General features: G+C 62.1%; 25 protein-coding genes. 6 read left to right on the top strand and 19 right to left on the bottom strand.

Annotated elements, in window-relative coordinates; translation table 11 throughout:
• The 17 genes from ACYZTZ_RS15495 to ACYZTZ_RS15415 form a co-directional block, all read right to left on the bottom strand.
• Positions 1-318: a hypothetical protein gene (locus ACYZTZ_RS15495; RefSeq protein WP_461998852.1), complete on the bottom strand. Its 318-nt coding sequence runs from the start codon at positions 316-318 to the stop codon at positions 1-3.
• Between the two features lie 14 nt (positions 319-332).
• Entirely contained in the window at positions 333-1,475 is a 1,143-nt protein-coding gene (locus ACYZTZ_RS15490; protein ID WP_461998851.1) for an FAD-dependent monooxygenase, read from the bottom strand.
• A gap of 13 nt (positions 1,476-1,488) precedes the next feature.
• Positions 1,489-2,454, bottom strand: a complete 966-nt coding sequence (locus ACYZTZ_RS15485) for a VOC family protein (RefSeq protein WP_461998850.1) — start codon at positions 2,452-2,454, stop codon at positions 1,489-1,491.
• Positions 2,451-3,947, bottom strand: a complete 1,497-nt coding sequence (locus tag ACYZTZ_RS15480) for an aldehyde dehydrogenase (protein WP_461998849.1) — start codon at positions 3,945-3,947, stop codon at positions 2,451-2,453. The genes ACYZTZ_RS15485 and ACYZTZ_RS15480 overlap by 4 nt, the downstream gene beginning before the upstream one ends.
• Positions 3,948-3,957: 10 nt before the next feature.
• On the bottom strand, positions 3,958-4,761 hold the full coding sequence (locus ACYZTZ_RS15475) for an aspartate dehydrogenase (RefSeq protein ID WP_123368849.1): 804 nt from the start codon (positions 4,759-4,761) through the stop codon (positions 3,958-3,960).
• A gap of 10 nt (positions 4,762-4,771) precedes the next feature.
• Entirely contained in the window at positions 4,772-6,454 is a 1,683-nt protein-coding gene (locus ACYZTZ_RS15470) for a thiamine pyrophosphate-binding protein (RefSeq protein ID WP_461998848.1), read from the bottom strand.
• Positions 6,447-7,244, bottom strand: coding sequence for an SDR family oxidoreductase (locus ACYZTZ_RS15465; RefSeq protein ID WP_461998847.1), 798 nt, complete (start codon positions 7,242-7,244; stop codon positions 6,447-6,449). Before ACYZTZ_RS15465 ends, ACYZTZ_RS15470 begins: the two co-directional genes overlap by 8 nt.
• A 1-nt stretch (position 7,245) precedes the next feature.
• Entirely contained in the window at positions 7,246-8,082 is an 837-nt protein-coding gene (locus tag ACYZTZ_RS15460; protein ID WP_080932644.1) for an IclR family transcriptional regulator, read from the bottom strand.
• Positions 8,079-8,963: an alpha/beta fold hydrolase gene (locus ACYZTZ_RS15455; RefSeq protein ID WP_461998846.1), complete on the bottom strand. Its 885-nt coding sequence runs from the start codon at positions 8,961-8,963 to the stop codon at positions 8,079-8,081. Before ACYZTZ_RS15455 ends, ACYZTZ_RS15460 begins: the two co-directional genes overlap by 4 nt.
• 4 nt (positions 8,964-8,967) lie before the next feature.
• Entirely contained in the window at positions 8,968-9,507 is a 540-nt protein-coding gene (locus tag ACYZTZ_RS15450; protein WP_461998845.1) for a cupin domain-containing protein, read from the bottom strand.
• Between the two features lie 14 nt (positions 9,508-9,521).
• A complete protein-coding gene (locus tag ACYZTZ_RS15445; RefSeq protein WP_461998844.1) occupies positions 9,522-10,289 on the bottom strand; it encodes an SDR family oxidoreductase in 768 nt (255 codons plus the stop codon).
• Entirely contained in the window at positions 10,286-11,062 is a 777-nt protein-coding gene (locus ACYZTZ_RS15440; RefSeq protein ID WP_056745353.1) for an ABC transporter permease, read from the bottom strand. The genes ACYZTZ_RS15445 and ACYZTZ_RS15440 overlap by 4 nt, the downstream gene beginning before the upstream one ends.
• Positions 11,063-11,090: 28 nt before the next feature.
• Positions 11,091-12,092 (bottom strand): ABC transporter substrate-binding protein, encoded by a 1,002-nt coding sequence (locus ACYZTZ_RS15435; protein WP_461998843.1) that lies wholly within the window; start codon positions 12,090-12,092, stop codon positions 11,091-11,093.
• Positions 12,093-12,131: 39 nt separating this feature from the next.
• On the bottom strand, positions 12,132-12,968 hold the full coding sequence (locus ACYZTZ_RS15430; protein ID WP_056745453.1) for an ABC transporter ATP-binding protein: 837 nt from the start codon (positions 12,966-12,968) through the stop codon (positions 12,132-12,134).
• 475 nt (positions 12,969-13,443) lie between these two features.
• Positions 13,444-14,238 carry a methylmalonyl-CoA decarboxylase gene (gene scpB, locus ACYZTZ_RS15425; protein WP_461998842.1) on the bottom strand — a complete coding sequence of 265 codons (795 nt, stop codon included), beginning with the start codon at positions 14,236-14,238 and terminating at the stop codon, positions 13,444-13,446.
• A complete protein-coding gene (locus ACYZTZ_RS15420) occupies positions 14,235-15,461 on the bottom strand; it encodes a CaiB/BaiF CoA transferase family protein (protein WP_461998841.1) in 1,227 nt (408 codons plus the stop codon). The genes scpB and ACYZTZ_RS15420 overlap by 4 nt, the downstream gene beginning before the upstream one ends.
• 30 nt (positions 15,462-15,491) lie before the next feature.
• On the bottom strand, positions 15,492-16,784 hold the full coding sequence (locus ACYZTZ_RS15415) for an MFS transporter (RefSeq protein ID WP_236713347.1): 1,293 nt from the start codon (positions 16,782-16,784) through the stop codon (positions 15,492-15,494).
• Positions 16,785-16,983: 199 nt separating this feature from the next.
• Between ACYZTZ_RS15415 and ACYZTZ_RS15410 the strand changes: the two genes are divergently transcribed.
• The 4 genes from ACYZTZ_RS15410 to ACYZTZ_RS15395 all read left to right on the top strand — a co-directional run bounded on the left by ACYZTZ_RS15410 (position 16,984) and on the right by ACYZTZ_RS15395 (position 20,639).
• Complete coding sequence (locus ACYZTZ_RS15410) at positions 16,984-17,901, top strand: LysR substrate-binding domain-containing protein (protein WP_461998840.1); 918 nt, start codon at positions 16,984-16,986, stop codon at positions 17,899-17,901.
• A 110-nt stretch (positions 17,902-18,011) separates the two neighbouring features.
• Entirely contained in the window at positions 18,012-18,683 is a 672-nt protein-coding gene (locus ACYZTZ_RS15405; RefSeq protein WP_461998839.1) for a DUF2238 domain-containing protein, read from the top strand.
• Between the two features lie 69 nt (positions 18,684-18,752).
• The gene (locus tag ACYZTZ_RS15400; protein WP_461998838.1) at positions 18,753-19,973 is read left to right on the top strand and encodes a helix-turn-helix domain-containing protein; all 1,221 of its coding nucleotides are present in this window, start codon (positions 18,753-18,755) and stop codon (positions 19,971-19,973) included.
• 36 nt (positions 19,974-20,009) lie between these two features.
• On the top strand, positions 20,010-20,639 hold the full coding sequence (locus ACYZTZ_RS15395; RefSeq protein ID WP_461998837.1) for a Vgb family protein: 630 nt from the start codon (positions 20,010-20,012) through the stop codon (positions 20,637-20,639).
• Between the two features lie 16 nt (positions 20,640-20,655).
• Here the strand turns inward: ACYZTZ_RS15395 and ACYZTZ_RS15390 are convergent, their stop codons facing one another.
• Entirely contained in the window at positions 20,656-21,516 is an 861-nt protein-coding gene (locus tag ACYZTZ_RS15390; protein ID WP_461998836.1) for a CAP domain-containing protein, read from the bottom strand.
• A gap of 172 nt (positions 21,517-21,688) precedes the next feature.
• Here ACYZTZ_RS15390 and ACYZTZ_RS15385 point away from each other — a divergent pair, with 172 nt between their 5' ends.
• On the top strand, positions 21,689-22,096 hold the full coding sequence (locus ACYZTZ_RS15385; protein ID WP_461998835.1) for a hypothetical protein: 408 nt from the start codon (positions 21,689-21,691) through the stop codon (positions 22,094-22,096).
• On the opposite strand, the gene ACYZTZ_RS15380 is transcribed toward ACYZTZ_RS15385, so the two are convergent.
• Positions 22,044-22,943 (bottom strand): DMT family transporter, encoded by a 900-nt coding sequence (locus tag ACYZTZ_RS15380; protein WP_461998834.1) that lies wholly within the window; start codon positions 22,941-22,943, stop codon positions 22,044-22,046. The genes ACYZTZ_RS15385 and ACYZTZ_RS15380 overlap by 53 nt on opposite strands.
• Positions 22,944-23,026: 83 nt before the next feature.
• Between ACYZTZ_RS15380 and ACYZTZ_RS15375 the strand changes: the two genes are divergently transcribed.
• The gene (locus tag ACYZTZ_RS15375; protein WP_461998833.1) at positions 23,027-24,358 is read left to right on the top strand and encodes an aminotransferase-like domain-containing protein; all 1,332 of its coding nucleotides are present in this window, start codon (positions 23,027-23,029) and stop codon (positions 24,356-24,358) included.
• Positions 24,359-24,371: the final 13 nt, after the last annotated feature.

Below are 24,371 nucleotides of genomic sequence, written 5' to 3'. Positions count from 1 at the left end.
TCATTGACCTCCGTTACGTACCCGTTCGCGGATCATTTCGCGCACGGGAATAAAGTCATACGTCGGGAAAACTTCGGTGCTGAACACGCCCCAGGCCGAGCGTTCGAGCTCGACGTTGAGGGTCGGCAGCAGACTCGGCGGCAACCGCAGGGTGACGATCTGGCCCAGGCCCATGGCCACGGTCCAGGACACCACCTCGACGCCTTGCGGGGGAAACCGCTCCCACCAGTCCTGCTGCTTCATGTGCCGCTGAATGTCTTCCAGGTTCTTTGATTGGTCGTGCTTGAGCAGCACGGTCACCAGCAAGGTCTCGCTCATGGCTACGGTCCTGCTCACGCCACGTTCGGCATCGGCACGGCCCAGGCGTCATAGCCATAAACCCAGTCGGCGTTGCCGCCGTCCTTGAGCCATTGGTTGCCGCGCGAGCCGATCTGGATCTGACTGGTGCGTTGCAACCGCGCCTGCTGATAAGCCTGCAGGGCATCGGCGATCTGCGCGGTGCTGGTCAGGTCTTGCAAATGGCGAGCGAGCACCACCGCGTCTTCGATCGCCTGGCCGGCGCCTTGCGCCATGAACGGCATCATCGGATGGCAGGCATCGCCCAGCAGCGTCATCGCACCTTTGGACCAGAACGGCAGCGGATCGCGTTCGTACAGCGCGGTCTTGAGCACCTCGTTGCACGCATCCAATAGGGCGCGAGCATCCGGGTGGAAGTCCTGATAATGACTGCGCAACTCATCGGCATCGCCGGCGCTGGTCCAGGACTCTTCATGCCAGCTGTCCTGAGCGGTGGTGGCGAAGATGAAAATGTCCCGACCCTGGTTCAGCGGAAACGTCACGATCTGGCTTTGCGGGGTAGGCCCCCACCATTTAGTGAACGCCTGAATGTTCGGCACATGCGCCACGCGTTCGGCAGGTACGACGGCGCGGTAAGCGACCACTCCGGTAAAGCGCGGTTGCTCATCACCGAACAGCGCATTACGCACCACCGAATGGATGCCATCGGCGCCGATCAACAGATCGGTGACGTGACGGCTGCCATCCTTGAAGCGCAACTCGATGCCGTCGGCGGTTTGCACGACGTGCTCGGCGCGTTTGCCAAACTTCACCTGTTCGGGTGGAAAGACGTCCGCCAGTGCAGCCAGTAGATCGGCGCGGTGAATGGTCAGTTGCGGTGCACCGTATTTCTGTTCGGCGGCATCGGACATTTCCAGGCGCGAGGTTTCCTCGCCGCTGTCCCACAGACGGCTGATCCGGTGCGTTGGACGAGCGGCCGGGATGCGCACGGCAGCGCCCACCCCAAGACCATCCAGAGCACGTACGGCATTAGGTGTCAGGTTGATATCGGCGCCGACCCGCAAAAAGGCTTTCGACTGTTCGAAAACGGTGACGTTATGGCCTGCGCGAAGCAGCGCAATGGCGGCGGTCAAGCCACCGATACCGGCCCCGGCGATAGCAATATTCAGCGAAGACATGGACGACTCCTGCTCAGGGTTTCGGTTTGTCGGTAAGGAACTTGCCTTGCGGCGCTTCGACATGTTGCTGGCGACGGGTATTGCCATCGATGCCGCCGGCAATCGCCCATTCAGCGAACATCGTCGGGCTCGGCTCGAAGTCCCGCGGCTGCCATTCGCCGGTCAGTTGGTCTTCGTCGGCGTAGTACTCGACCAGCGCGCCGGCCGGGTTCTTGAAATACCAGAAGAACGCCGACGACACCGGGTGCCGACCCGGACCGATTTCCGTGGCCCAGCCGCGGCGGGAAATGTGCATGCCGCCGCCGAACACTTCGTGCACATCGCGCACGGTGAAGGCGACGTGGTTCAGGCCGGCGCGAGGGGCGGGCAGTTGCAGCATGAACAGGTCGTGGTGGCCGCCTTCTTCGGCGGTGCGCAGGAACGCCCCGCGATCCGGATAGCGGTCAGAGGCCTGGAAGCCGAAACGCTCGTGGTAGAAGGCTTCGCAGGCGTTGACGTCCTTGACGAAAAACACCACATGGCCGACTTCGATCGGCGTGGCGCGGTCGTAGATCGGCGCGGCCTTGTTGATCCGGCCTTTGGTCTGCCAGGTGTTATGGCCGCTGCACTCGATCTCCAGTTCACGCTTGCGGGTCACTTGCAGACGGATCGCCAGGCCATTGGGGTCGGTGCAACCGATGCGCCCATCCGCTTCGATGAAGCCCGGATCGTTGGCGATTCGTTCGCTATAAAGCGTCAAGTCAGCGTCGCTTTCGACGCCCCAGACCACTTCGCGCACGGTCGAACCGGCTTCGATGGCGGGCGGCAAACCGGCCTTGTTGATATCGGCGAGCACCACGCGGCAACCGTTGAGGGTTTCGAAGATCACTTCGTCAGGCTGCTCGCTGACTTTCGTCAGGCCCCAGTCGCTGAAAAAACGCACGCTGGTGTCGAGGTCCTCGACGCCGTAGGTGACTTCATCAATGCCTAAAACGCTCATAACCCAACCTCTCGTTGCACACCGGCCCAGGCCAGTGGCTGTTCATTCATGCCCCAATAAAGGCTTTTCTGTTCCATGTACTGCAGGATGCCGAGGCGACCTTTTTCACGGCCCAAACCACTGTCGCGCCAGCCGCCGAACGGTGTGGAAATCGAGAACTGTTTGTAGGTGTTGATCCACACCGTACCGGCCTGAATTTTTCGGCCCAGCGCCCAGGCGCGTTTGTAGTCGCGGGTCCAGATGCCAGCGGCGAGCGCGTACAGGCTGTCATTGGCCTGCTCGAGCAATTGCGCTTCGTCATCGAAGGGCATGGCGACCAGAACCGGTCCGAAGATCTCTTCCTGACAGACCTGTTGGCTGTTGTTCAAGCCTTCGAGGATGGTCGGCGGGTAGTAATAACCCTGGTCGTACACGCCGCCGCTCGGACGTTTTCCACCGAGCAGCAGGCGCCCACCTTCGGCCAGCCCTAGAGCAACATAACGCTCCACCGACTCGCGGTGGCCGGCGCTGATCAACGGGCCCATTTGGGTACGTTCATCGGCCGGATCACCGACGCGCAGTTCGGCCGCAGCGGCCACCAGGCGCGACATGAACGGCTCATACAACGCGCGGGCGACGAACAGCCGCGAGCCGGCAATGCAGGCTTCACCCGAAGAGCTGAAGATGCCGTACAGCACACCGGCCACCGCGTGATCGAGGTCGGCGTCATCAAGAACGATGGTTGGCGATTTTCCGCCCAGTTCCAGCGACACCGGCATCATCTTGTCGGCGGCGATGTGGGCAATGTGCTTGCCGGTTTTGGTGCCGCCGGTGAACGACACGCGCTTGACCAGCGGGTGACGCGTCAGCGCATCACCGAGCAGCGAACCCTTGCCTGGCAGCACACTGAGCAGGCCTTTCGGCAGCCCGGCGTCCTCGCAGATGCGTGCCAGTTGCAAAGCCATCAACGGGGTGATTTCCGCCGGTTTGATCACCACCGCGTTGCCCGCCGCCAGCGCCGGAGCGACCTTCTGCGCTTCGCTGGCAATCGGCGAGTTCCACGGGGTGATCGCGGCGATCACGCCCATCGGTTCGTACACACTCATGCTGACGAAATCACCACGCGATGGCGTGATGGTTTCTTCGAGGGTTTCGCAGGCCGAGGCGAAAAACTGGAACGTGCCGGCGGCGCTGGCCACCAGGGCACGGGTTTCGTTGATCGGTTTGCCATTGTCCTGGCGCTGCAATTGCGCCAGTTCTTCGCTGCGCTCACGGATCAGATCGGCGATGCGGTACAGCACGCTGGCCCGCTCGTGAGGTTTGCGCTGCGCCCAGCCGCTGTGCAAAAACGCCTGATGGGCGCCTTGCACGGCGTCTTCAACGTCGCCGACACTGGCGGCATTCAGCCAGGCGACGGCTTCGCCCGTGGCGGGGTAGCACGTGGCATAACGCTCGCCGCGACCCAGGCGCCAGTCGCCGGCAATGCAGATCGGTAAAGTCTGTTCGAGAGTCATCGACGGTCCCCTAAATCGAAATCGCATGGGCGTGGTTGCCCAAGGCGCGGACAACGCTGTAAACGGTCAGCGCCGAAGTCTTCGGGTTGGCCAGCAGCGGTTTGCCACGCAAGCTCAGTTCGAAACCGCCAAAAGCGCCGCGGGCTTCGAAGTGATGGACGTTCTCCTCGCTCAGCGGGTCGGCGATCAGTGTCACGTGGGTGCGGTCCAGGCCGAGCCCGGCCAGCGACAAGGTCGCCGCAACGTTGGCGTTTTTTGGATAGAGCCGTGCCGCTTCCCGGGCGCTGCCCTGAAAAATCACCGTGGCTTCGGTAATGCTGTCCAGGTCACAGGCCTGTTCAGCGGGGGTGTTTTTCCAGGCTTTAGCCGGTTTGCGGCCGGTGTAATTGACCGAATCCAGCCCGCCGACTTTGGCCGCCGACAAGGCGTCGATGCCGCCGATGGCGCCGGGCAGCAACTCGATGCGGGTCTGGCCGCGTTCGGCTGCCGCTTCCAGGCGTTCAACCAGGCCGACTTCGGACAGCGCGCCGACCGAGACGATCAGGCAGGCGATGCCACGTTCCAGCGCGGGCAACACATGTTCTTCGATGGCGCGGTGGCCGGCGCACTCGACCAACAGGTCCGGGCGGGCGTCGGCTGGCAACGCCGTCAGCACCTGCGGCGGTTGCTTGAAACTGGCCAGCCGCTGGCGGACCAGTTCTTCAGACCCGGCCGAAGCGATGACGTAATCAACGCACAGCTGCGGATCCTTCTCCAACAGTTCGAGCACGCCGACGCCAATGGCGCCGCAGCCGATCATGGTGATATGCAACATGACGAAGTCCTCAGGCCGTGGCTTTTTGCGCTTTGGTTTCGCTGTTGGGCGGACCGGCGAACTGGGTGGCGAAGCTGCCGACGGCGAGCATGTCGACTTCCAGCAGGAACGGGCCGGGTTGAGCCAGTGCGCCGTCGACCACGCGGCCGAAATCCTTCAGGTCGGTGACCAGGCCGTGGCGCAGGTTCAGGGATTCCGCCAGCTTGGAATAATCCGGCGTGTGCAGGTCGACGTAGCAGTGACGGCTGCCGTAGACCGCGTCCTGAATGTTGCGGATCACGCCGTAGCGCTGGTCGTTCATCAGCAGAATCACCACGTTGGCTTTTTCTTGCACCAGCGTCGCCAGTTCGCCGAGGTTGAGGATAAAACCGCCGTCACCGGCCAGGGCGAAGACCTTGCGCTCAGGCGCCGTTTCAGCGGCGGCCACGGCAGCGCCGATACCCATCGACAGGCCCTGGCCAATGCCGCCGCCGAGGGCATGCACGCCGGCGCGCGGGTGGAACAGGGTCAGCAGGCGGTTGCCCCAGATGCTGTTGGACAGCGTGACGTCGCGCACCCAGGAGAAATTGCGCCCGGTGATGGCTTGCAGCTGTTCGACCATGGCCGAGTACGGGCCGAGGTCGGCGATCAATTGGGTGCGGGATTTTTCGCGGACGTCCTTGAGTTCGGCGAGGAATGTCGGGTCGATCTGCAGGCGACCTTCGAGACGATCCGCCAGGCCTTCAAGGGCCAGCGCCGAGTCGCCACAGATGAACAGTTCGCTGTTATAGCTGCGACCTTCGATGGCCGGGTTGGCGTCGATGCGCAAAGTGTTGCGTGGCAATTTCAACGCGTACTTGAAGGTTTCGTTGCTGCGCAGACGGGAGCCGGCGATCAGCAAGGCATCGCAGCTTTGCAGGAACTGCTCGACCCGTTTGTTTTGCGAGAACGCGCCGAGGCAGCGTTCGTCATCTTCGTTGACCACACCGCGACCCTGGGTCGAGGTGATCACGCCGACGCCCATGTCCAGCAGGCGTTTGACTTGAGGCCCGGCATGCCGTGCGCCGCCGCCGAGCCACAGCAATGGACGGGTGGCCGTGGCCAGACGCTCGGCTACCAGGTCCAGCGCTTCGGGTGCGGGGACGGCCACTGGGATTGGCAGCGGCGAGAGGTCGGTCGGCATCGTGATAAAGGTCGACTGGATGTCGATCGGGATTTCCACGCTGACCGGTCCGGTAGGAGCGGTCAGGGCGGTTTGCACGGCCAGTTTCAGGGTGCTGATCGCGGTTTCGACGCTGCGTACACGGAATGCAGCCTTCGATACAGCCTTGAGCATGGTCAGTTGGTCGCGGGCTTCGTGGATGTAGGCGAATTCCTGGTCCAGGTACGGTGTTTCGATCTGCCCGGTGATGTGCAGCAGCGGTGTGCCGGCGGTCAACGCTTCGACCATGGCGCCCGCGGCGTTGCCGGCTGCGGTGCCGGTGGACGTCAGGCAGACACCGAGGCCGCCCGTGGTGCGGGCATAAGCGTCGGCCATGTTGGTGGCGCCGGCTTCACCGCGCGCCATGACGAAGCGGATGTTTCCGCGAACGGCGAAGGCATCGAGGATCGGCATGTTGTGGATCGAGATCACGCCGAACGCGGCCTTGACGTCGCATTGCTCGAGAAACGCGGTGATGGCAGCGCCAACGGTGACAGTATTTTCATTACGCATGGCGGGACAGGCCTCCAGAAACATCGATATGGCTGCCTGTGGTGTAAGCCGACAGAGGCGAGGCCAGAAACAGGATCGCGCGGGCCGCTTCAATCGGCAGGCCCAGACGCCCTAAGGGAATGTGTTTTTGTTGCGCAAGCCGGGCGGTCCATTGGGTCCAGTCCAGATCCCGCTCTTCGCGGGCCTCGAAACGTCGGCGCCATTGCCCGGACTCAACCAGGCCAATGAGGATGCCGTTGACCCGAATGCCCTGACCGGCAAATTCGGTGGCCATTGAACGCACCAGGTTCATAACCCCGGCGCGAGCGGCCGAGGTGGCGACCATGTGCGGTTCCGGCTGGCTGGCCAGCAGCGAGTTGACGCAGACGATGGCCGCGTTCGGCTGGCGTTGCAGCTGTGCCATGAAGGCGTGGACCGGGTTGATCACCGAGAAGAACTTCAGGTTCAACTCTTCGGTCCAGGCGCTGTCGGTGGTGTCGGCGAAGGTCGACACCCGACCTTGACCGGCGTTGTTGATCAGCACGCTGGCCGGGCCCAATGCGGCCAGGCTGGCAGCGGCAAACGCCTTGACCGAGTCCGCATCGAGCACGTTGCAAACATGGGCGAGCAGCCGTGCTTCGGGGAAGCGTTGACGCAACTCGGCTTCGGCGCTGCGCAGCCGGTTTTCGTCCCGACCGCAAAAGGCCACGGCAGCGCCGGCTTCGAGCAACAACTCGACGCAGGCCAGGCCAATGCCCGAAGAGCCTCCGGTGACAATCGCGGTGCTGTCTTGCAGTTGATAAAGGCTCATTTCAATCCCTCATCAATGCAGTGACGCGGTTCTGACCGTCATGGGCAGCAGCGCTGTTGTAGTTGAGCAGCCGCGACAGTTCGTCGGCGCTACGACGCACTTGCAGGAGCAACTCGTTGAAGTTGACGTGAGCGATCTGTGCGGTCGGGATCGTGACGCCCAGCGCCGCGACGATCCTGCTCGTCTCATCGCGCACCGGGGCGGCGACGGTCGAGATCGTTGATTCGAAGAAGCCTTCGCTGCTGACGAAACCGCGCTGGCGGTCGGCCTGAACCAGGTCGAACAGTTCCATCACGGTTTTCGGCGTGCACGGCGAGAACTGCTCCAGGTGTTCTTCCGGGTACAGCTCACGCAACTCGGCCAGCGACAGGTCTTCGAGCAGAATTCGCCCGAGGACAGTGGCGTGGGCGGGCAGGCGAGTGCCGACGTTGACCGCGCTGGAGAACACCGACGGCGGCGACACTTTGGCGACATAGACAATCGAACGACCATCGCGCACCACCAGGTTGCTCGGGTAGTTGAGGCGGTCGCACAAACGAGCCAGCAGCGGCTGACCCAGTTCGGTCAGCTCCAGTGAAGCCAGGTATTCAAAGCCCAGGCGCAGCACCGACATGCCCAGGCGGTATTCATTGCCGCTGCGGGTGACGAAGCCCATGGTTTCCAGGGTCGTCAGCAGACGGAATATGGTCGAGCGTGGCAGTGCCAGACGCCGGGCCAGTTCCGGCGCGGTCAGCGTGCGATTGCGCCGGCTGAATTCGCAGAGCAGCAGCAGGCCGCGCTCCAGGCCCGGCACGATGTATTTGTCCTGAGCGTCCTTCAGCAGATCTGAATCGTTCATAGAGATGCACCTGTCAGGGATTCTTTAATGGCAAAGGCCAGACGGCCCGCCACGACATAAGGTTGTTCGATAGGGCTGGCATGCCCGGCATCGGCTATCAGGTTGAACGTGGCGCCCAACGCCTTGGCCAGGGTCAGGCAGCTTTCGGGCGCCGTGATGCCGTCGGCTTCGCCGCAATGCACTTCGCAAGGCATCGACAGCGGTGGGTGCCGCAGCAGGTCATCGCTGCACAGCAGTTCAATGGCCTGGCGATAGCCATCGGGATTGAGCCGCGCCATGTTCCACCGCACCCAGGCCAGGGCTTTCGGGCTGGCGGCGGGTGACAGCATGTAGGCACTGCGTTGCTCGGCCATCTGCTGAATGCTCAGTTGTTCGAGGGCACGCAGGCGTTTGCTGCGTACTTCCTGACGCAGCAACGCGCGTGATGGATGGCCATAGCCTTGGGCAGGACTGATCAAGACCAGCCGGCTGATCCGTTGCTGCTGCACGCCGCTGGCGAACGCCGTGGCCGTAATCGCGCCCAGGGAATGACCCACCAGCACACAGCGCTGGATGCCCAGTGCGTCGAGCAGTTGCAGCAGTCGTTCGGCGTAGTCCGAAGCGTCGGGGGCCAGCGATCTCAGCGGCGTGGAATCACCGTAGCCGGGTGCGTCCCAGGCAATCACCCGGGCGCTCTGGCCAAGCTCCTGCGCCACCTCTAACCACGACGCCGAGCCCGAGCCGATCCCGTGCAACAACACAATGGCCGGCCCGGCCCCGCATTCGCGAAAGGCCTGGCGACCGCCGGCGATCTCCAGCGTGCGCACCGGAAAGTTCAGGGCCAGTTGTGCCTGGAGGTCAGCCGTGAGCGGCGGGACGAGATTATCGATGGCGTACGACATGGGTTTATCCGCGCTTGATCGAGGCCAGAGGGTGTTCTGGCGGGTAGGTCGGGGTCAGCGGTTTTTTCGCGCCGAGCATCACGCACATCAGCGCGTCTTCATCGCCGATGTTGATCTCTTCGCGGTACACGCCGGGCGGCACGGAAATCACGTCGCGGTCGGTGAGGATGGTTTCGAAACGCTCGCCGTCCTTCTCGATCACCACTTTGAGTTTGCCGCGCAGCACAAAGAACACTTCTTCAACGTCGGTGTGCAGGTGCGGCGGGCCTTCGTGACCGGCCGGAATCACCATGGTGGAGAACGTGAAGTTCTCCGACGGGATGGTGTTCATGTCGGTGCTCACGCCGGTGCCGCCGGTGCCGATGTAGCGCATCTGCGCACGACGGAATTTCGGGTCGTAGTCGGCCTGGAACTTCAGCGCGTTCCAGTCGTACTTGCGCGTGTCGTAGCGGGCGATGCGGGTTTTCATCCAGCTTTCGAGATCGCTGCCGGCCGGCTGTTCCCAGCTTTTCGGGGTGTCTTGCTGTGCTGATAAATCGGTCATGGCAGTCTCCAGATTCAAGGCATGACGAACCCGCCGTTGACCGGCAAGGTTTGTCCAGTGATGAAGCGGGCGAGGTCGGACAGCGCGAACAGCACGGCGCCGCTGACGTCTTCGGGAAGTTGCGGGCGTTGGATGGCCCGGTGGTCGTTGTAAAAACGGTGACGTGCTTCGGGCACGTAGGCGGTGGCTTCGACCAGCACCAGTCCCGGTGCGATGGCGTTGACCGTGATGTTGTCGGTGCCCAGTTCGCGGGCCAGGCTGCGGGTCATCGCAATGATTGCGCCCTTGCTGGCGACATAGGCCAGCAGGTTGGGCGCACCCCACAGCGGCGTGTCCGACGCCAGGTTGACGATGGCGCCATGACCACTGGCGCGCAGGGCCGGCAGACACGCCTTGGTCATCAGCCAGGTGCCGCGCACGTTGACTTGCATGACCTGATCCCAGGTATCGAGGCTCAGCTCTTCGCAGGTCTTGCCGCCGGAATTGGTGATTGACGCGTTGTTCACCAGACCGTCGAGGCCGCCGAGCAAGCGGGTGGCTTCAGCCACGCAGGCATCGATCGAATCGGGTTGCGCCAGATCAACCGACACGCCATGCACGGTCAGGCCTTCGGCGACGAGTTCAGTGGCCGATTGCTGGACGCGCTCGGCAAGAATGTCAGCGATCACTACGTGGGCACCGGCGCGGCCGATGGCCTGTGCAAAGGCATAACCCAATCCGCGGGCGCCCCCGGTGACCAGGATCCGGCGGCCTTCGAGCAAACGATTGAGGGCCGTCATCATTGCGTACTCAGCATGGCTTTGGGCATGTAATGCAGAACGCGTTTCTCGGCCCAGACCACCGCGCCGTAAGAGAGCACACCGATCAGCGTGAGCATCACAATCGCGACGAATACGCCCGCGGTGTTGCCCTGACCTTCAGCATCGACCAGCAGGAAACCCAGGCCCTGGTTGCCGCCGACCAGCTCACCGACGGTGACGCCGATCACCGCCAGGGTCGAGGCAATGCGCAAGCCCGAGAACAGCGCGGCCATGGCCGATGGGAACTCCACCAGGCGGAAGATCTGCCAGCGGCTGGCGTTCATCGTCCGGACGAGGTTGATCATGTCCGGGTCAACGGTGCGGATGGCCGACAGCACGTTGATCATCACCGGGAAGAACACAATCAGGATCGCGATCAGGATCTTCGGGTAGATCGTGTAGCCCAGCCACATCACGAACAGCGGAGCGAAGGCCACTTTCGGGGCGATTTGCAGGGCCAGAATGTAAGGCGACAGCATGGCTTCGGCAGCGGGCGAGAGCCCGAGCGAAACACCGATTGCCACGCCGAGCAGAGCGCCCAGACCGAAGCCGACGATGATCTCGAATGCGGTGATCAAGGTATGTTGCAGCAGGCCGCCGGTTTGCCACATCACCACACTTTCCTGGGCCACGCGGCTCAGGTGCGGCATGACGAATTCAGGCATGCCGAGCATTCCCGGGCCCCATTGCCAGAGCACCAGGAACAGGATCAGCAGGGCAACGCTGCCGAGCATGGAGTTATTGAGGTTTTTCATCGTGTCGTTACCTTGTTGTCACTCGCCGTTATTGCGCAGCTGTTTGGGTGTCGATGAACTGGTTGGTGTACAGGTCGTCGAGCTTCGGTTCCTGGGTGACGATGCCTTCGCTGACATAGAACGTGCGGACCGCTTCCAGTCGCGCCGGATCGATGCGACCCAGTACGGTTTGGTTGGCGTAGACGTGTTCGACGTAAAGCTTGAAGACCTTCTCCAGCGAATCTTCTTTGCCGGCGTAGGCGGGAACGGCTTTGGCGAAGGTGACCGCAGCGGCGCGCGGGTCCTGGATGATGTCGCGCATGCCTTGCAGGGTGGCCTGGACCACGCCGCGGACAATCTCCGGGTGCTTCTTGATGGCGTCGTCCGACGCGAGAATCGCCTGGGCCATGCTTTCGAAAATTTGCGATTGCGGGATCAGTTTGATCTTCACACCGGCTTCTTCGGCGTTGACCACCCAGTCCGGTACGCCCGCCATCGCCTGGGCTTTGTCAGCCGAGAACAACTGCCAGACGCCCGACGGGCCGGCAGCCTGGATGTTCACGTCGGTTTTGCTCAGGCCTGCTTTGCGAAGGGAGGCGAGCAAGGCGTAGTAGGTGGTGTCCGAGTAGGACATCACCGTCATGGTCTTGCCCTTGAGGTCGGTGATCGAGTTGATATTTTCGGCGGCATTGGTGGCAATCATGGTCACACCGCCAGCGCCCAGCACGGCGACGGCGCGCACCGGAATACCGTTGGCCCGCACCACAATCGGGGTATCACCGAGGGCACCGCCGAGCATGGCGTTACCGGCACCGATCTGCTTCGCCACGTCCACACCTCCCTTGGCCGCGATGAAGGTCATGTTCAGGTTCTGGGCAGCGTAGTAACCCTTTTGCTGGGCGATGATCCACGGGGCGAACGCCGGCGAGTTCGGCGGCGCCGGCAACAAGTAGGTCACGTCGGTTGGCTGTGCCTGCGCGGCAAAGGCCATGCCCAGGCCGAGCGCAATGCCGGTGGCCTGGCTGAAGCGTTGAAACAGAGACTTGAACATGCGTACTCCTGAATCGGTTGATGGCCGCAAGGGCGTTGATCAATGCAGTTCGGTGTCTTCGCCGACTTTCAGCAATTCCATCAGGCGACCGGCCAGCGGGCCGATCTCCGGCAGCTTGCGGCGCTCCAGCGGGTTGTCGCGAAACGGCAGGTCGACGTTGATTTCTTCGATGATGGTGCCCGGGCGGGCACTCATGACCAGCAGCCGATCGGACATGGCGATGGCTTCGATCAGGTCATGGGTAATGAACAGGGCGGTTTTCTTTTCATCGAACAGCATCCGCGCCATGTCCTGCTGCAGGATCATCTTGGTCTGCGCATCCAGGGCCGAGAACGGCTCGTCGAGGAACAGCACTTGCGGGTCGATGGCCAAGGTACGAGCCAGGGCTGCACGCTGCCGCATGCCGCCCGACAGCTGGAACGGGTAGTGGTCGGCAAAGCCTTGCAGGTGGCAACGATCGAGCAGATCTTTGGCCACGGCCTGACGCTTGGCGGCCGGTACACCTTGAATTTCCAGGCCCAGTTCGACATTGCGACGAATGCTGCGCCATGGCATCAGCAGGTCTTTTTGCAACATGAAAGCGACTTGGCGAACCGGACCTGTTACCGCTTCACCGCCGACGAACACTTCGCCTTCAGAAGGTCGATACAGGCCGGAGCCCATGTTGAGGATGGTGCTTTTGCCGCAACCGGACGGGCCGATGATCGACACCACTTCACCGCGGCGAATCTTGAAATTGACTTCGCGAATGGCAAACGGCGCTTCGGATTTTCCTTTGGCCGGGAAACATTTGCCGACATTGCGAAATTCAATTTCGATGGGCTCCAGGTCTTCCTTGGGAGCGGGTTTATTCCATTGAGGGGCGATGGCGTACATCTCGTTCACAGCCATTGGGAAGGGTCTCTGGTCTGTTTTATAGGTGATACGGTGTTTATTGCATGAACAATGCCACCCCAATGCCAGGTTGGGTTTTTGTTAAAAAACCGTTGTTTATTAATAAGTTGCGAAGTTTTTGAGGTTTTTGGTCTGTTTCATATACGAAACGTGGTTTCCGGTATGGCACAAAATTTCACATCGAATGTGCAGGCCATGGGAAACGGCGAGAAAGAAGGGGTTGTTGAGGTAACGCGAAGCGGGGAGAAATAGAGGGTTTTGTTTTACATATGAAACGAGGGGGGCGGCTATTTGTATTCTGGGTCGGGATTATTGTTGTTTGTTCGGGCCTCATCGCGAGCAAGCTCGCTCCCACAGTTGATCGGCGTCGACACAAAACCCTGTGGGAGCGAGCTTGCTCCGGGCGGCGATCCGACGATGAGGCCCTCACAAACAAAAAAGCTTTCAGATCTGTGTTCTATCGCCCGCTAAACACCGCCGGCCTGCGCTCGGTGAAGGCCGCCAGCCCTTCAGTGAAATCGGCGCTTTCGCAGGCCTGTCGCCGCAGTTCGGCAATCTGCTCCATCGCCTGCACGGGCATCGGTTGCAGGTCTTCCAGAATCCGCAATTGCTCCTTCACCGCCGCAATGGCCAGCGGCGCCTTGGCGGCGATGCCTTGGGCCATGTCGAGCGCAGTTGCTTCCAGCACGTCGCTGTCGACCCGTCTATTGATCACGCCGAACCGTTCTGCCCGTTCGGCATCCAGTTTCTGCGCGGTGAAGAACATTTCCTTCAACACATGAATCGGCAAGTTGTTGAAGAACCGCAGCAACCCGCTGGTGGTGTAGGGCAAGCCGATATTGGCCGGGGTCATTGCGAAGCTGGCGCTGTGATCGGCAACGACCAGGTCGCAGCTCATGGCCAGGTCGACCGCGCCGCCCCATACCGAGCCGGAAATCAGGGCGATCACCACGCCGGGGTAGGCGCGGATGCGGCGCAATACTTGTTCGAGGGGTTTGCCGTAGGCAATCGGGTCGCGGTCGTGTTGCAGTTCGCGTATGTCATGGCCGGCGCTCCACACCGGTTGACCCACTTCGCTGCCGAGTATCACCACAGGGATGCGTTGTGAGGTGAGGGCGGCGAGGCTTTCGTCGAGGGATGCCAGCAACTGCGCGCTGAGGGCGTTGCGGTGGGTGGGGTTGCTGAACACCACCCGCGCGATGCGTTCATCGACGATGTTGACGGTCACGGTGGCAGAGGAGGTTGGGTTCATTGGGCGGTTCCTGTTGAGTGTGCGGGCGAATCGTCGGCGTCCTGGAATACGACCTTGGCGGCGAGCAGTGCGTTGATCGATGCGGCATCGAAACCGGCTTCGCGCAGGACTTCGATGGTGTGTTCACCCAGGAGCGGCGGCGGACGGCTGGCGGCGCCGTCGGTGGCGCTGAACACCGGTGTCACCACCTGACGCAATGCGCCCAATGTCGGGTGCGTGAGTGTCTCGGTCAGTCGGCTGTGCAGCACTTGCGGGTCGTCGAATACTTCGTCGAGCGTGTTGATCGGACCGGCGGGTAATCCTGCCTCGACGAACAGCGTGGTCCATTCGAGTTTGCTGCGGGTTTTCAAGCGGCTTTCCAGAATCTCCCGTAACTCGTCACGCCGTTCGACTCGCGCTTCGTTGGTGGCAAATCGCGGGTCATCCGGCAACTTTGGTAAATCGAGTAGCACGCACAAACGCCCCCACATGGCCGAGGTGATCGGCGCCAGATTCAGCGGGCCGTCCAGCGTCTGGAACACGCCATAAGGCGCAATCACCGAATGCGCATTGCCGGTACGACGCGGCACATCACCCAGGCTGAGATAACGTTGACCGTGCACACTCAACAGCCCGACCAAACTGGCCAGCAACGAGGTGCTGACGTGTTGGCCTTGCCCGGTCGTCGAGCGCTCCAGCAGGGCCGCCAGTACCGCCGTCACCAGCCACATGCCCGAGGTCAAATCGCCGATGGCGGTGCCGGTACGCGTCGGGTCGCCATCGACGAAACCGGTCAGGCTCATCAACCCCGAATAACCCTGTGCAATCTGGTCGAAACCCGGCCAACTGCTCATTGGCCCGTCCGCGCCAAAGGCGTTGATGCTGCCCATGATCAGTCGCGGATTACGGGCGCTGAGCACGTCATAACCGAGCCCCATACTCTCCAGCGTGCCGGGTTTGAAGTTCTCGATGACGACGTCGGCATCATCGATCAGCCGCTGGATCGTGGCCAATCCCTGGGGATTGCGGAAGTCGATGCACAGGCCGCGCTTGTTGCGGTTGCACGACAGGTAGTAAGTGCTCACGCCCCGGTCGAACGGGCCCCAGGTGCGGCTCATGTCGCCGGTCGGGCCGGGCTCGACCTTGATCACATCGGCACCGAGGTCTGCCAGCACCATGGTGCAGAACGGCCCCGACAGCGCACGACTCAGATCAACAATCTTCACGCCTTGCAAAGCTTGCATAGGATTCTCCAGTGAATATTCAGGTGCGTGTTATTGCGGCAAGGTCTGGTCACGGGTTTCGACGGCAAACGGCAGGATCAGAATGCCGACCACAAATGCCGCGGCCGTCCAGGCGATGGGCGCGCCCAGCGAGCCGTACCAGTGGATCGCAGCGGCCAGCAGGAAGTTGACGCCGGCGCCGATGAAGCGGCCGACCGAGGCATTGAAGGCGAAGGCCGTGGCGCGGATGCGGGTCGGATACTGCTCGGGCAGCCAGAGGGAGAAAATCGCGAAGTTGCCGCCGAAGAAGCCGAGGAACACCAGCGACACCATGAACAGATGAAGGCCATCGTCCATGTAGAACACCCAGCCGAACGCGACGATGATCGATGCCGCCATGCCGGCGAAATAGATGCCCAGCGCTACCCGCCGGCCCAGTCGTTCGGCCAGCCAGGGCGCCACGAGGCAACCGAGAATCGTGCTGAGCGACAGCACCGCCGCACCGATGGAGGCGAGGTGCACCGCGCCGACGTGATCGATACCCGCTTGGGTGGCCAGCGTGACGACGGCCGTCGCTTCATACACCGAACCGGCCCACAAGCCGACGATGGCGACCCCGACCAATAAAGAGCTGGTCAGCGTGCGGCGCCGAAAGGCCGGGGCAAAGATTTCCCACCACGACGCGCGGGTTGCAGGCTTCAACGCGGGCGTTTTGAGGTTGAGCGCAGCGTTGCGCACCTGGCCCGGCTCTTTCACTTTCAACGCGGTATAGATCGCAATGAACGCCGGGAACAGGCCGCAGAGAAACATCACGCGCCAGCCGTAAGTGGCGCCGACGGTGTAGTTCAGCAACGCGGCAATGAAGAAGCCGAAGTAGTAGCCGGTTTGCAGATAACCCGCGCCCATCTTGCGCCGGTCTTCCGGCCAGCTCTCGGCCACGTAGGTGCCGGCGAGTGCCCACTCACCGCCGACGCCAATCCCGGCGATCAGCCGGAATGCCGCCAACTGCCAGATGTTCTCCGAGAACGCCGCCGCGCCGGTAAACAGTGAATAGACCAGGATGCTGGCGGCCAGCATCTTCACCCGGCCAAAGCGGTCGGCGAGCGGCCCCCAGATGAACGACATCCCCCAGCCGATCAGAAACAACCCGAACGTGATCGACCCGTACATGGCGATGTTGGTGGCGGTGGGCTCAATGCCCGAGGCGGGCAGCAGCTCGGTCAGGGCGGGAATCAGAACCAGTGCGAAGATCACCGAATCCACGCCATCCAGAACCCATCCCACGTAGACCGTCCAGAAGCCGCGAATCTGCTCGCGGGTCAGGGGCGTCTTGATGGGTTTCACGCTCGTTGCTGATGCTGTTAACACTCTAGACATTGAGATCTCCCATTGACCCTTATCAGGCCTATAGAAGCGCTGCTGGCCGGTGGCGGCCGTTGGCGCTTCGTTTGTTGTGAGACGAGTCTAGGCGTCGTATCTCATAAGCTTCAAATATGATATTCCTCTGCTTCCATCGGAAAGTTATATGGCTTTGGAGGGATGCATGGACCTGCGGCAGTTGCGGTATTTCATCAAAGTGGTCGAGTGCGGCAACATCACTCGGGCCAGCGAAGCGCTGCACATCGCGCAGCCCGCGATCAGCCAGCAGATGCGCAATCTGGAACTGGACATGGACATGCAACTGCTCGAGCGCAGCGTGCATGGCGTGGTGCCTACGGCGGCCGGGCAAACGCTGTATCGGCATGCCATCGAGCTACTGCGCCAGGCTGACGGCACCCAGGAACTGCTGCGTCAGGACGCCGAATTCCCGCAAGGCAAAGTGTCGGTCGGCATGCCGTCGAGTACCGCACGCATGTTGGCGATTCCGCTTGCACGCACGATTCGCAGTCGCTATCCGGGCATCAAGCTGGAGTTGATCGATGCCCCGAGCGCCGACCTTGGACGCCTGATCACGGTGGGGCGGGTGGCGCTGGCGGTGAATGTCGATGCGGTCGAAACCCGTGGCATGGCCATGCAGCGGCTGTTCACCGAAACGCTGTACCTGGTGGCGTGGCCCGAGTTTTCGTTACCGGATGGACCGCTGTCGATCGAGGCATTGGCGAAGATGCCGCTGGTGCTGCCCTGTGCGCCGAACACGATTCGCAGCCGGGTCGAGTCGGCCTTCCAAGAGGCGGGTCTGCATTGCGAGGTTGAGTTCGAGGCCAACTCCACGGACCTGCTGTTCTCGGCGGTCCTGGCCAAACTGGGCGTGACGATCCTGCCGTGGGCGGCCGCCCATGTTGAACTTGAGCAGCACAGGCTCAAGCTGGCCAGGATCGATCATCGACTGTTCACCCGTGATCTTTCGCTGTGCTGGCATGACACGGTCGTCGAGAGCAACGCGGTGCAAAAGGTCAAAGCGACCATTTTTGAACTGTTCAAAGACTTCGGGCGGCAGCCGGGGTGGGCGGCTGGGCGATGACGTTGTGAGGGCCGCCTTTTGTCGGTGTGCCTGAACCGGACTCGCAATCGGTTGATCCATGTAGAAGGACTCAGGAGCTGTCGTCATTCTCCGATTGAGGAACTCAAACCATGCAGCCCAAGGCACACCTGCGATACGACCTGACGCTGCTGATGCTGTTTGTGTTGATCGTCGTGGTGTCGGGTTATTCACCCCGCAGCCGAGTGGATTGGGCACTGGAAAATCTGCTGGTGTTGTTACTGGTGGGCGCGCTGGTGGCTGTCTCCGGCCGGTTTCGCCTGTCGGCTGTTTCCATCAGCCTGGTATTCGTTTTCCTGTGCATTCACGAACTGGGTTCTCACTACACCTATGCCAAGGTGCCATACGACCAATGGTGTTCAGCCTTGACCGGGGTCAGCCTCGATAAAGCGCTGGGGCTGCATCGCAATCATTTTGATCGGCTGGTCCATTTGAGTTACGGGCTGCTGATGGCTTACCCCATTCGAGAAGTGCTGGTGCGACTCACACCGTTGCGGGGTTTCTGGCTGGTGTTTATGGCGTTGAATATCATTCTGTCGACGTCGGCCATTTACGAACTGGTGGAATGGATTGGTGGCGCCTACCTGGGCGACGACACCTCGCGTGCCTTCGTCGGCGCGCAGAACGATCCCTGGGATTCACAGAAAGACATGGCGTTGGCGGTGGCCGGCGCCTTCGTCAGCGAGTGTGTGGCTTTGCTGTGCAAGCAAAAGCGCGCCGTTCCTCAGGCCCAACATTCGAATGTCGGGCGGCCTCCTTCGTGATGGGTCGTCGTGAGATAGACTCAACTGCGAACATCCAACGGTGGGAGTGACAACAGTGGCGGGATTGCGATGGACTCGCTGATCACGGCCGCAGCGCAGGCGCTGGCGGCGGGTGATCCGCTCGGCGCGCTGAACCGGGTCGCGTTGCGCGACGATGCGCCGGCGCTGGCATTGCGCGGGATTGCGATGGCGCAACTCGGCGATCTGGTGCGAGCCAAGGCGCTGGTGCAGAGGGCGGCGCGGGCCTTCGGGCCGAAGGAGGCCTTGGCTCGGGCGCGGTGTGTGGTCGCCGAGGCCGAGATCGCGCTGGCTTCCCGGGAGTTGGGCTGGCCGGTGAAGGCACTCGAGTCGGCGCGGGTAACGCTTGAGGCGCACGGCGATCGAGTGAACGCTGCTCATGCGCGGTACCTGCAGATTCGGCGTTTGCTGCTGATCGGGCATCTCGAAGAGGCCGACGTGCTGCTCGCCGAGCTTGACCCCGCGCCCTTACCGCCGGCATTGCGCGCCGCCCACGAACTGGTCGTGGCGGGAATCGCGATGCGACGACTCGAGACGAACAAGGCGCGGTCTGCACTCACAAGAGCCGAGCACGCCGCGCACGACGCCGATATTCCTGCGCTGACGGCCGAGGTGGAAAACGCTGCCCTTGTCCTGGACACGCCCGTCGCGCGTTTGATTGCCTATGGCGAAGAACGGCCTCTGTTGCTGGATGAGGTTGAAGCGTTGCTCGCGTCCACGTCGCTGGTCGTGGACGCGTGTCGCTACGTGGTGCGTGGCGCCGGCATGTCGGTTCCCCTCGCTACACGCCCGGTCTTGTTCGCCCTCGCACGGGCACTGGCCGAAGCGTGGCCGGCCGACGTGTCGAGGGAAACGCTGATTGCCCGGGCCTTTCGTTTGAAGCACGCCGATGAGTCCCTTCGCGCGCGGTTACGAGTCGAAATCGGGCGACTGCGCGCGGCGCTGAAACCCTTGGCCGGCGTCACTGCAACCCCACGTGGTTTTGCGCTGGTGGCGCTGGTTGCCTCTGACGTTGTGGTGCTGGCGCAGCACGTCGAAGAGAAGCACGGGTCGGTGTTCGCTTTTCTCGTCGACGGTGAGTCGTGGTCGAGCTCGGCCCTGGCACTGGCCCTCGGTGCCAGCCAACGCACGGTGCAACGGGCACTCGATGAACTGGCCCGCGCGGGCAAGGTGCAGTCGTTCGGTCGCGGTCGGGCACGTCGCTGGATGACCCCGCCGGTGCCGGGTTTCGCGACGACCTTGTTACTCCCGGTGCCACTGCCGGGTGACTAGGATGAACGTCACCCACCCGTAACGAGGAATGCCAACATGAAACAGTCAGCAGCTAAAATCCTTCGTGAATATGGACCCTTTGCCGGTGTCGACAAAGTGCATGGCGTCACCTGGGACGGTCAGCACGTGTGGTTTGCCACCGGTGACAAACTCAACGCCCTGGACCCTGAAAGTGGCAAGACACTGCGTTCAATCGATGTCGCCGCCCATGCTGGCACCGCCTTCGATGGCCAGCACCTGTTCCAGATCGCCGAGGACCGCATCCAGAAAATTGACCCGCAGACCGGCCGTGTACTCGCGACTATTCCAGCGCCTGGCGGCAGTGACTCAGGGCTGACGTGGGCGGAAGGGACGCTGTGGGTCGGTGAGTATCGGGATCGTAAGATTCATCAGATCGACCCCGAGACCGGCGCGATTCTGCGCACCCTTGAATCCAACCGCTTTGTCACCGGGGTGACCTGGGTCGAGGGACAGCTGTGGCATGGAACTTGGGAAGAAAACGAGAGTGAGTTACGCCATATCGATTCGACCACCGGCGAGGTGCTGGAGAGCGTGAAGCTGCCGGCCGGCGTCGGGGTGTCGGGGCTTGAATCGGACGGTGGCGATCAGTTTTTCTGCGGCGGCGGTGGCAGTGGAAAGGTGAGGGCGGTGCGGCGCCCCAAATAAGGCGCCGCTCAATCACTCACGGCGCGCCAAACAACATCGTCCAATAAACGCCTTCATCACTACGTGCGTCCGCCGCATAGGCCGCACCCACCTGAGTAAACATCGGGTTCATCAGGTTGGCGCAATGCCCCGGGCTGGCCAGCCAGCCCGACATGGCCTTGTTAGGTGAGCCCTGGCCGGCAGCGATGTTCTCGCCGATCTGCCGGCCACGGAAACCAGCGGCTCTGGCCCGGTCCGCGGGCATGTCACCGTCGGGGTCCTGGTGTGCGAAGTAGTTGCCGTAGGCCATCGCTTTGCTGTGCCCTTGCGCCGCAGCGCCCAGGGCTGCGTTCCAGGCCAATGGCCGTGCGGCGGCGAAGCGCTGACGACCGCAGAGGCGCGGCTTCGAGCGTGCCGCATTGACCTGTGCCAGCAACGCTTTGCTGACAGCTCGCGTATCACCCACCCGACCGTCCAGCACGGGCTGCGCCAGCACCACCTGCCACTCACTCCGGGCGCGACTGACGCCAATGTCGGCATATTGGGTATCAAGCAACGCCCCGCAGTAATCGCTCTGGAGCATGTCGAAGGCCTCATCGGCATCCTGCGCACCGACCACGCGAATCGTGCGCACGCTCACCGCTTGATAGCCGGACGCTTTCAATCGATCGCGCAAACCGCCGCCATAGCCGATCGGCAAGGCCAGGTTCGACTTCAACGCCAGCGGCGATAACGCTTGACCCGCGCGCCCCGAGCAGCGATTGGGGTGAGCGCGGTAGTCGTTGATGGCTTCCACCAACTGCCTTTCGGCACCGGCGTGGGCGGGGTTGGCGAACAGGGAAAACAGAGGAATGAAACAGAGCGAGGCTACGCGAACGGACAGGAGGGTTTGGCGCATGGATGAATAGCTCTGAGCGGGCAAGTGGAATTCACGGCTCGGCTATGACTGGCGCTTCAACACAAGGTTCACGGGCGAAAGAGACATATTTGCGCTGGGTGCAGTGCGTCCGCCAAAGAGGATAGGGAGGTGTCGTATGATGGCTTTTTTTACCCGTCACAAGGACCCAACCATGCCGTTAAGCAAACGCGATCAGGCGAACATTGAGCGACGCCTGGTGGCCACCCTGACTGAGGCGTGTGAGACGGCCAAAGCGGAAGTCGTCGGGTTCTGTTGGCTGACCCACGAGATCGATTACGACCTGTTCCCCTCCAGTCTGCGGGTCATCTGGGTCTTCGATACGCAGGCCAACAAGGATCAGGCGCTGGCCGGTGGGCAGGGCGAGCGCATGCTTGAGTTGACGGCCATTGCGTTAGGCGAAGCGGATGTTCTCGTCAGCCCGGTATCGGCCCATGTGCAGTTCGATTCTGAAGAAGAATGTCAGCGCGCCGATGGCGGAAACTGGCAGCAGCGCTTGTCACGCCCACTCACTTCGAAAACTTTCGCGCCCCGGCCACGCAAAGGATCACCGCGACGGTAACCCCCAGCATGCCGATGCTGACCTGCTCGTGAAGCAGCGTGGCCGCCAGCGCCAAGCCAAAAAACGGCTGCAGCAGTTGCAACTGGCCGACGGCGGCAATCCCCCCTTGGGCCAGCCCGCGGTACCAGAATACGAAACCGATCAGCATGCTGAAGATCGACACGTAGGCCAGGCTGATCCACGCGGATGAGGTGATTCCCGAGAACGAAGCCGGGGCCATGAACCAGGTCAACGGGACCATGACGGGCAGCGACAGCAGCGACAGCAGCAACGCCCAAGAGATCACCTGCCAGCCACCCAGTGTTCTTGAAAGCTTTGCGCCTTCTGCGTAACCCAGCCCGCAGGCGAGGATGGCCAGCAGCATGAGAATGTCGCCGGTCGGCGAAGCGGTCAGGCCTTGCGAGACGGCAAACCCCACGACCAACGCGCTGCCCAGCACCGAGAAGAACCAGAACACCGGCCGGGGACGCTCCCCGCCGCGCAACACGCCGAACACCGCGGTGGCGAGTGGCAACAGGCCAACGAAGACGATGGAATGCGCCGACGTTACGTACTGCAGCGCCAGCGCCGTCAGCAGCGGAAACCCTACTACAACGCCCATTGCCACGATCGCCAAAGGCATAAGCTGATGCTTGGCGGGACGTTTTTCTTTAAACAGCACCAGCATGCACAGCGCCAGGAGCCCGGCAATCGCCGCTCGGGCAACGGTCAGGAACACCGGGTCGAATTCCAGCACGGCCAACCGTGTGGCTGGAAGCGAGCCGCTGAAAATCAGCACACCGATAAATCCGTTGAGCCAGCCGCTCGCGGTCTTTTCCGTCGTTGGGTTTTGCAGGGTCCGTTCCATCTGAGGGCACTCTCAATTTGCAGAGTTCCATCGTATGATCGACGATCACTACAATCAAAAAATTGTCATGGATACATCTCGACATGCCTCGTTCACGGTACAAGTCATTAGTGGATGCTTTGGCGGCTGACATCCGGTCAGGCCGATTGCTGCCGGGCACGCGCTTGCCGACACATCGCCAACTGGCGGCAACAGAAGGGCTGGCGCTGGTGACCGCCAGTCGGGTCTATGCAGAGCTCGAAGCCATGGGCCTGGTCAGCGGCGAGACGGGGCGAGGCACGTTCGTGCGGGAGACGTCGTTGCCGCCGGGCTTGGGTATCGACCAGAAAAACGTTGCCGTGGGAATGACCGACCTCAACTTCAACTATCCCTCGCTGCCAGGGCAGGCAGAACTGTTGCGAAATGCGCTGCGCCAACTCGCCTCGGGCGGTGATCTGGAATCCCTGTTGCGCTATCAGCCACACGCCGGGCGTCTGCATGAGCGCGCCTCGGTGGCGCGTCATTTGCTCGCCCGAGGGCTGACAGTGGATGCCGAGCAAGTGCTGATGGTCAGTGGTGCCCAGCATGGGCTAGCGGTGACGATGATGGCGCTGCTACAACCCGGTGATGTGATTGCAGCGGATGCGCTGACCTATTCAGGATTCATCGTGCTGGCCGAAGCCTTGCACCTTGAAATCGTGCCCATTCCCGTGACCGAACACGGACCTGATCTGGAGACGCTTGACCGTCTGTGCCGGAGTCGCCGCGTGCGGGCGGTGTACTCGATGCCGACGCTGCACAATCCGCTGGGGTGGGTGATGAGTGCCGATCAGCGCGATTCGCTGGTGACCATTGCGCGCAGGCATGACTTGCTCATCATCGAGGATGCCGCGTATGCCTTCCTTGCCGAGAACCCACCGGCACCGATAGCGCAACTCGCCCCCGAGCGGACCGTTTACGTTTCAGGGCTCTCCAAGAGTGTGGCCACCGGATTGCGCGTAGGTTTCGTCGCTGCTCCGACCGAAAAAGTGCCCGCGCTGGAGCGAACGATCAGGGCGACCACCTGGAATACCCCGGGCGTGCTGACGGCAATCGCGAGCACGTGGCTCGACGATGGCACCGTCATGCAACTGGAAGCTGACAAACGTCGGGATGCGCAGGCCAGGCAGACCATGGCCGCCGAAGTGCTGGCGGGCCTTCCGTGCATTCGCCACCCGTCGTCCTATTTTCTTTGGCTGCCCTTGTCTGAAGATGCGAGGGCAGACCAGATCGCCGCGGCGCTGCTGCGTGAAAAAGTGGCGGTTTCAACCGCTGAGCCTTTTGCGACTTCTGCTCATGTACCGCATGCGATTCGCTTGGCGCTGGGGTCTGCGGAGATGGGTGCACTGCGTGAGGCGCTGGAAAAAGTTAAGTGGGTGATTGGTGCTTATTCATAGCTTGAAGTCGCCC

The organism is Pseudomonas sp. LB3P58, from assembly GCF_054897895.1.
The sequence above is the reverse complement of the archived record's forward strand: the minus strand, read 5'-3'. Positions and strand labels throughout refer to the sequence as shown.

What these genes read in the sequence shown, in the direction of transcription:
- ACYZTZ_RS15495 (WP_461998852.1), bottom strand. Translation starts at nt 318, where the DNA reads ATGAGCGAGACCTTGCTGGTGACCGTGCTGCTCAAGCACGACCAATCA.
- ACYZTZ_RS15490 (WP_461998851.1), bottom strand. Translation starts at nt 1,475, where the DNA reads ATGTCTTCGCTGAATATTGCTATCGCCGGGGCCGGTATCGGTGGCTTG.
- ACYZTZ_RS15485 (WP_461998850.1), bottom strand. Translation starts at nt 2,454, where the DNA reads ATGAGCGTTTTAGGCATTGATGAAGTCACCTACGGCGTCGAGGACCTC.
- ACYZTZ_RS15480 (WP_461998849.1), bottom strand. Translation starts at nt 3,947, where the DNA reads ATGACTCTCGAACAGACTTTACCGATCTGCATTGCCGGCGACTGGCGC.
- ACYZTZ_RS15475 (WP_123368849.1), bottom strand. Translation starts at nt 4,761, where the DNA reads ATGTTGCATATCACCATGATCGGCTGCGGCGCCATTGGCGTCGGCGTG.
- ACYZTZ_RS15470 (WP_461998848.1), bottom strand. Translation starts at nt 6,454, where the DNA reads ATGCGTAATGAAAATACTGTCACCGTTGGCGCTGCCATCACCGCGTTT.
- ACYZTZ_RS15465 (WP_461998847.1), bottom strand. Translation starts at nt 7,244, where the DNA reads ATGAGCCTTTATCAACTGCAAGACAGCACCGCGATTGTCACCGGAGGC.
- ACYZTZ_RS15460 (WP_080932644.1), bottom strand. Translation starts at nt 8,082, where the DNA reads ATGAACGATTCAGATCTGCTGAAGGACGCTCAGGACAAATACATCGTG.
- ACYZTZ_RS15455 (WP_461998846.1), bottom strand. Translation starts at nt 8,963, where the DNA reads ATGTCGTACGCCATCGATAATCTCGTCCCGCCGCTCACGGCTGACCTC.
- ACYZTZ_RS15450 (WP_461998845.1), bottom strand. Translation starts at nt 9,507, where the DNA reads ATGACCGATTTATCAGCACAGCAAGACACCCCGAAAAGCTGGGAACAG.
- ACYZTZ_RS15445 (WP_461998844.1), bottom strand. Translation starts at nt 10,289, where the DNA reads ATGATGACGGCCCTCAATCGTTTGCTCGAAGGCCGCCGGATCCTGGTC.
- ACYZTZ_RS15440 (WP_056745353.1), bottom strand. Translation starts at nt 11,062, where the DNA reads ATGAAAAACCTCAATAACTCCATGCTCGGCAGCGTTGCCCTGCTGATC.
- ACYZTZ_RS15435 (WP_461998843.1), bottom strand. Translation starts at nt 12,092, where the DNA reads ATGTTCAAGTCTCTGTTTCAACGCTTCAGCCAGGCCACCGGCATTGCG.
- ACYZTZ_RS15430 (WP_056745453.1), bottom strand. Translation starts at nt 12,968, where the DNA reads ATGTACGCCATCGCCCCTCAATGGAATAAACCCGCTCCCAAGGAAGAC.
- scpB (WP_461998842.1), bottom strand. Translation starts at nt 14,238, where the DNA reads ATGAACCCAACCTCCTCTGCCACCGTGACCGTCAACATCGTCGATGAA.
- ACYZTZ_RS15420 (WP_461998841.1), bottom strand. Translation starts at nt 15,461, where the DNA reads ATGCAAGCTTTGCAAGGCGTGAAGATTGTTGATCTGAGTCGTGCGCTG.
- ACYZTZ_RS15410 (WP_461998840.1), top strand. Translation starts at nt 16,984, where the DNA reads ATGGACCTGCGGCAGTTGCGGTATTTCATCAAAGTGGTCGAGTGCGGC.
- ACYZTZ_RS15405 (WP_461998839.1), top strand. Translation starts at nt 18,012, where the DNA reads ATGCAGCCCAAGGCACACCTGCGATACGACCTGACGCTGCTGATGCTG.
- ACYZTZ_RS15400 (WP_461998838.1), top strand. Translation starts at nt 18,753, where the DNA reads ATGGACTCGCTGATCACGGCCGCAGCGCAGGCGCTGGCGGCGGGTGAT.
- ACYZTZ_RS15395 (WP_461998837.1), top strand. Translation starts at nt 20,010, where the DNA reads ATGAAACAGTCAGCAGCTAAAATCCTTCGTGAATATGGACCCTTTGCC.
- ACYZTZ_RS15390 (WP_461998836.1), bottom strand. Translation starts at nt 21,516, where the DNA reads ATGCGCCAAACCCTCCTGTCCGTTCGCGTAGCCTCGCTCTGTTTCATT.
- ACYZTZ_RS15385 (WP_461998835.1), top strand. Translation starts at nt 21,689, where the DNA reads ATGCCGTTAAGCAAACGCGATCAGGCGAACATTGAGCGACGCCTGGTG.
- ACYZTZ_RS15380 (WP_461998834.1), bottom strand. Translation starts at nt 22,943, where the DNA reads ATGGAACGGACCCTGCAAAACCCAACGACGGAAAAGACCGCGAGCGGC.
- ACYZTZ_RS15375 (WP_461998833.1), top strand. Translation starts at nt 23,027, where the DNA reads ATGCCTCGTTCACGGTACAAGTCATTAGTGGATGCTTTGGCGGCTGAC.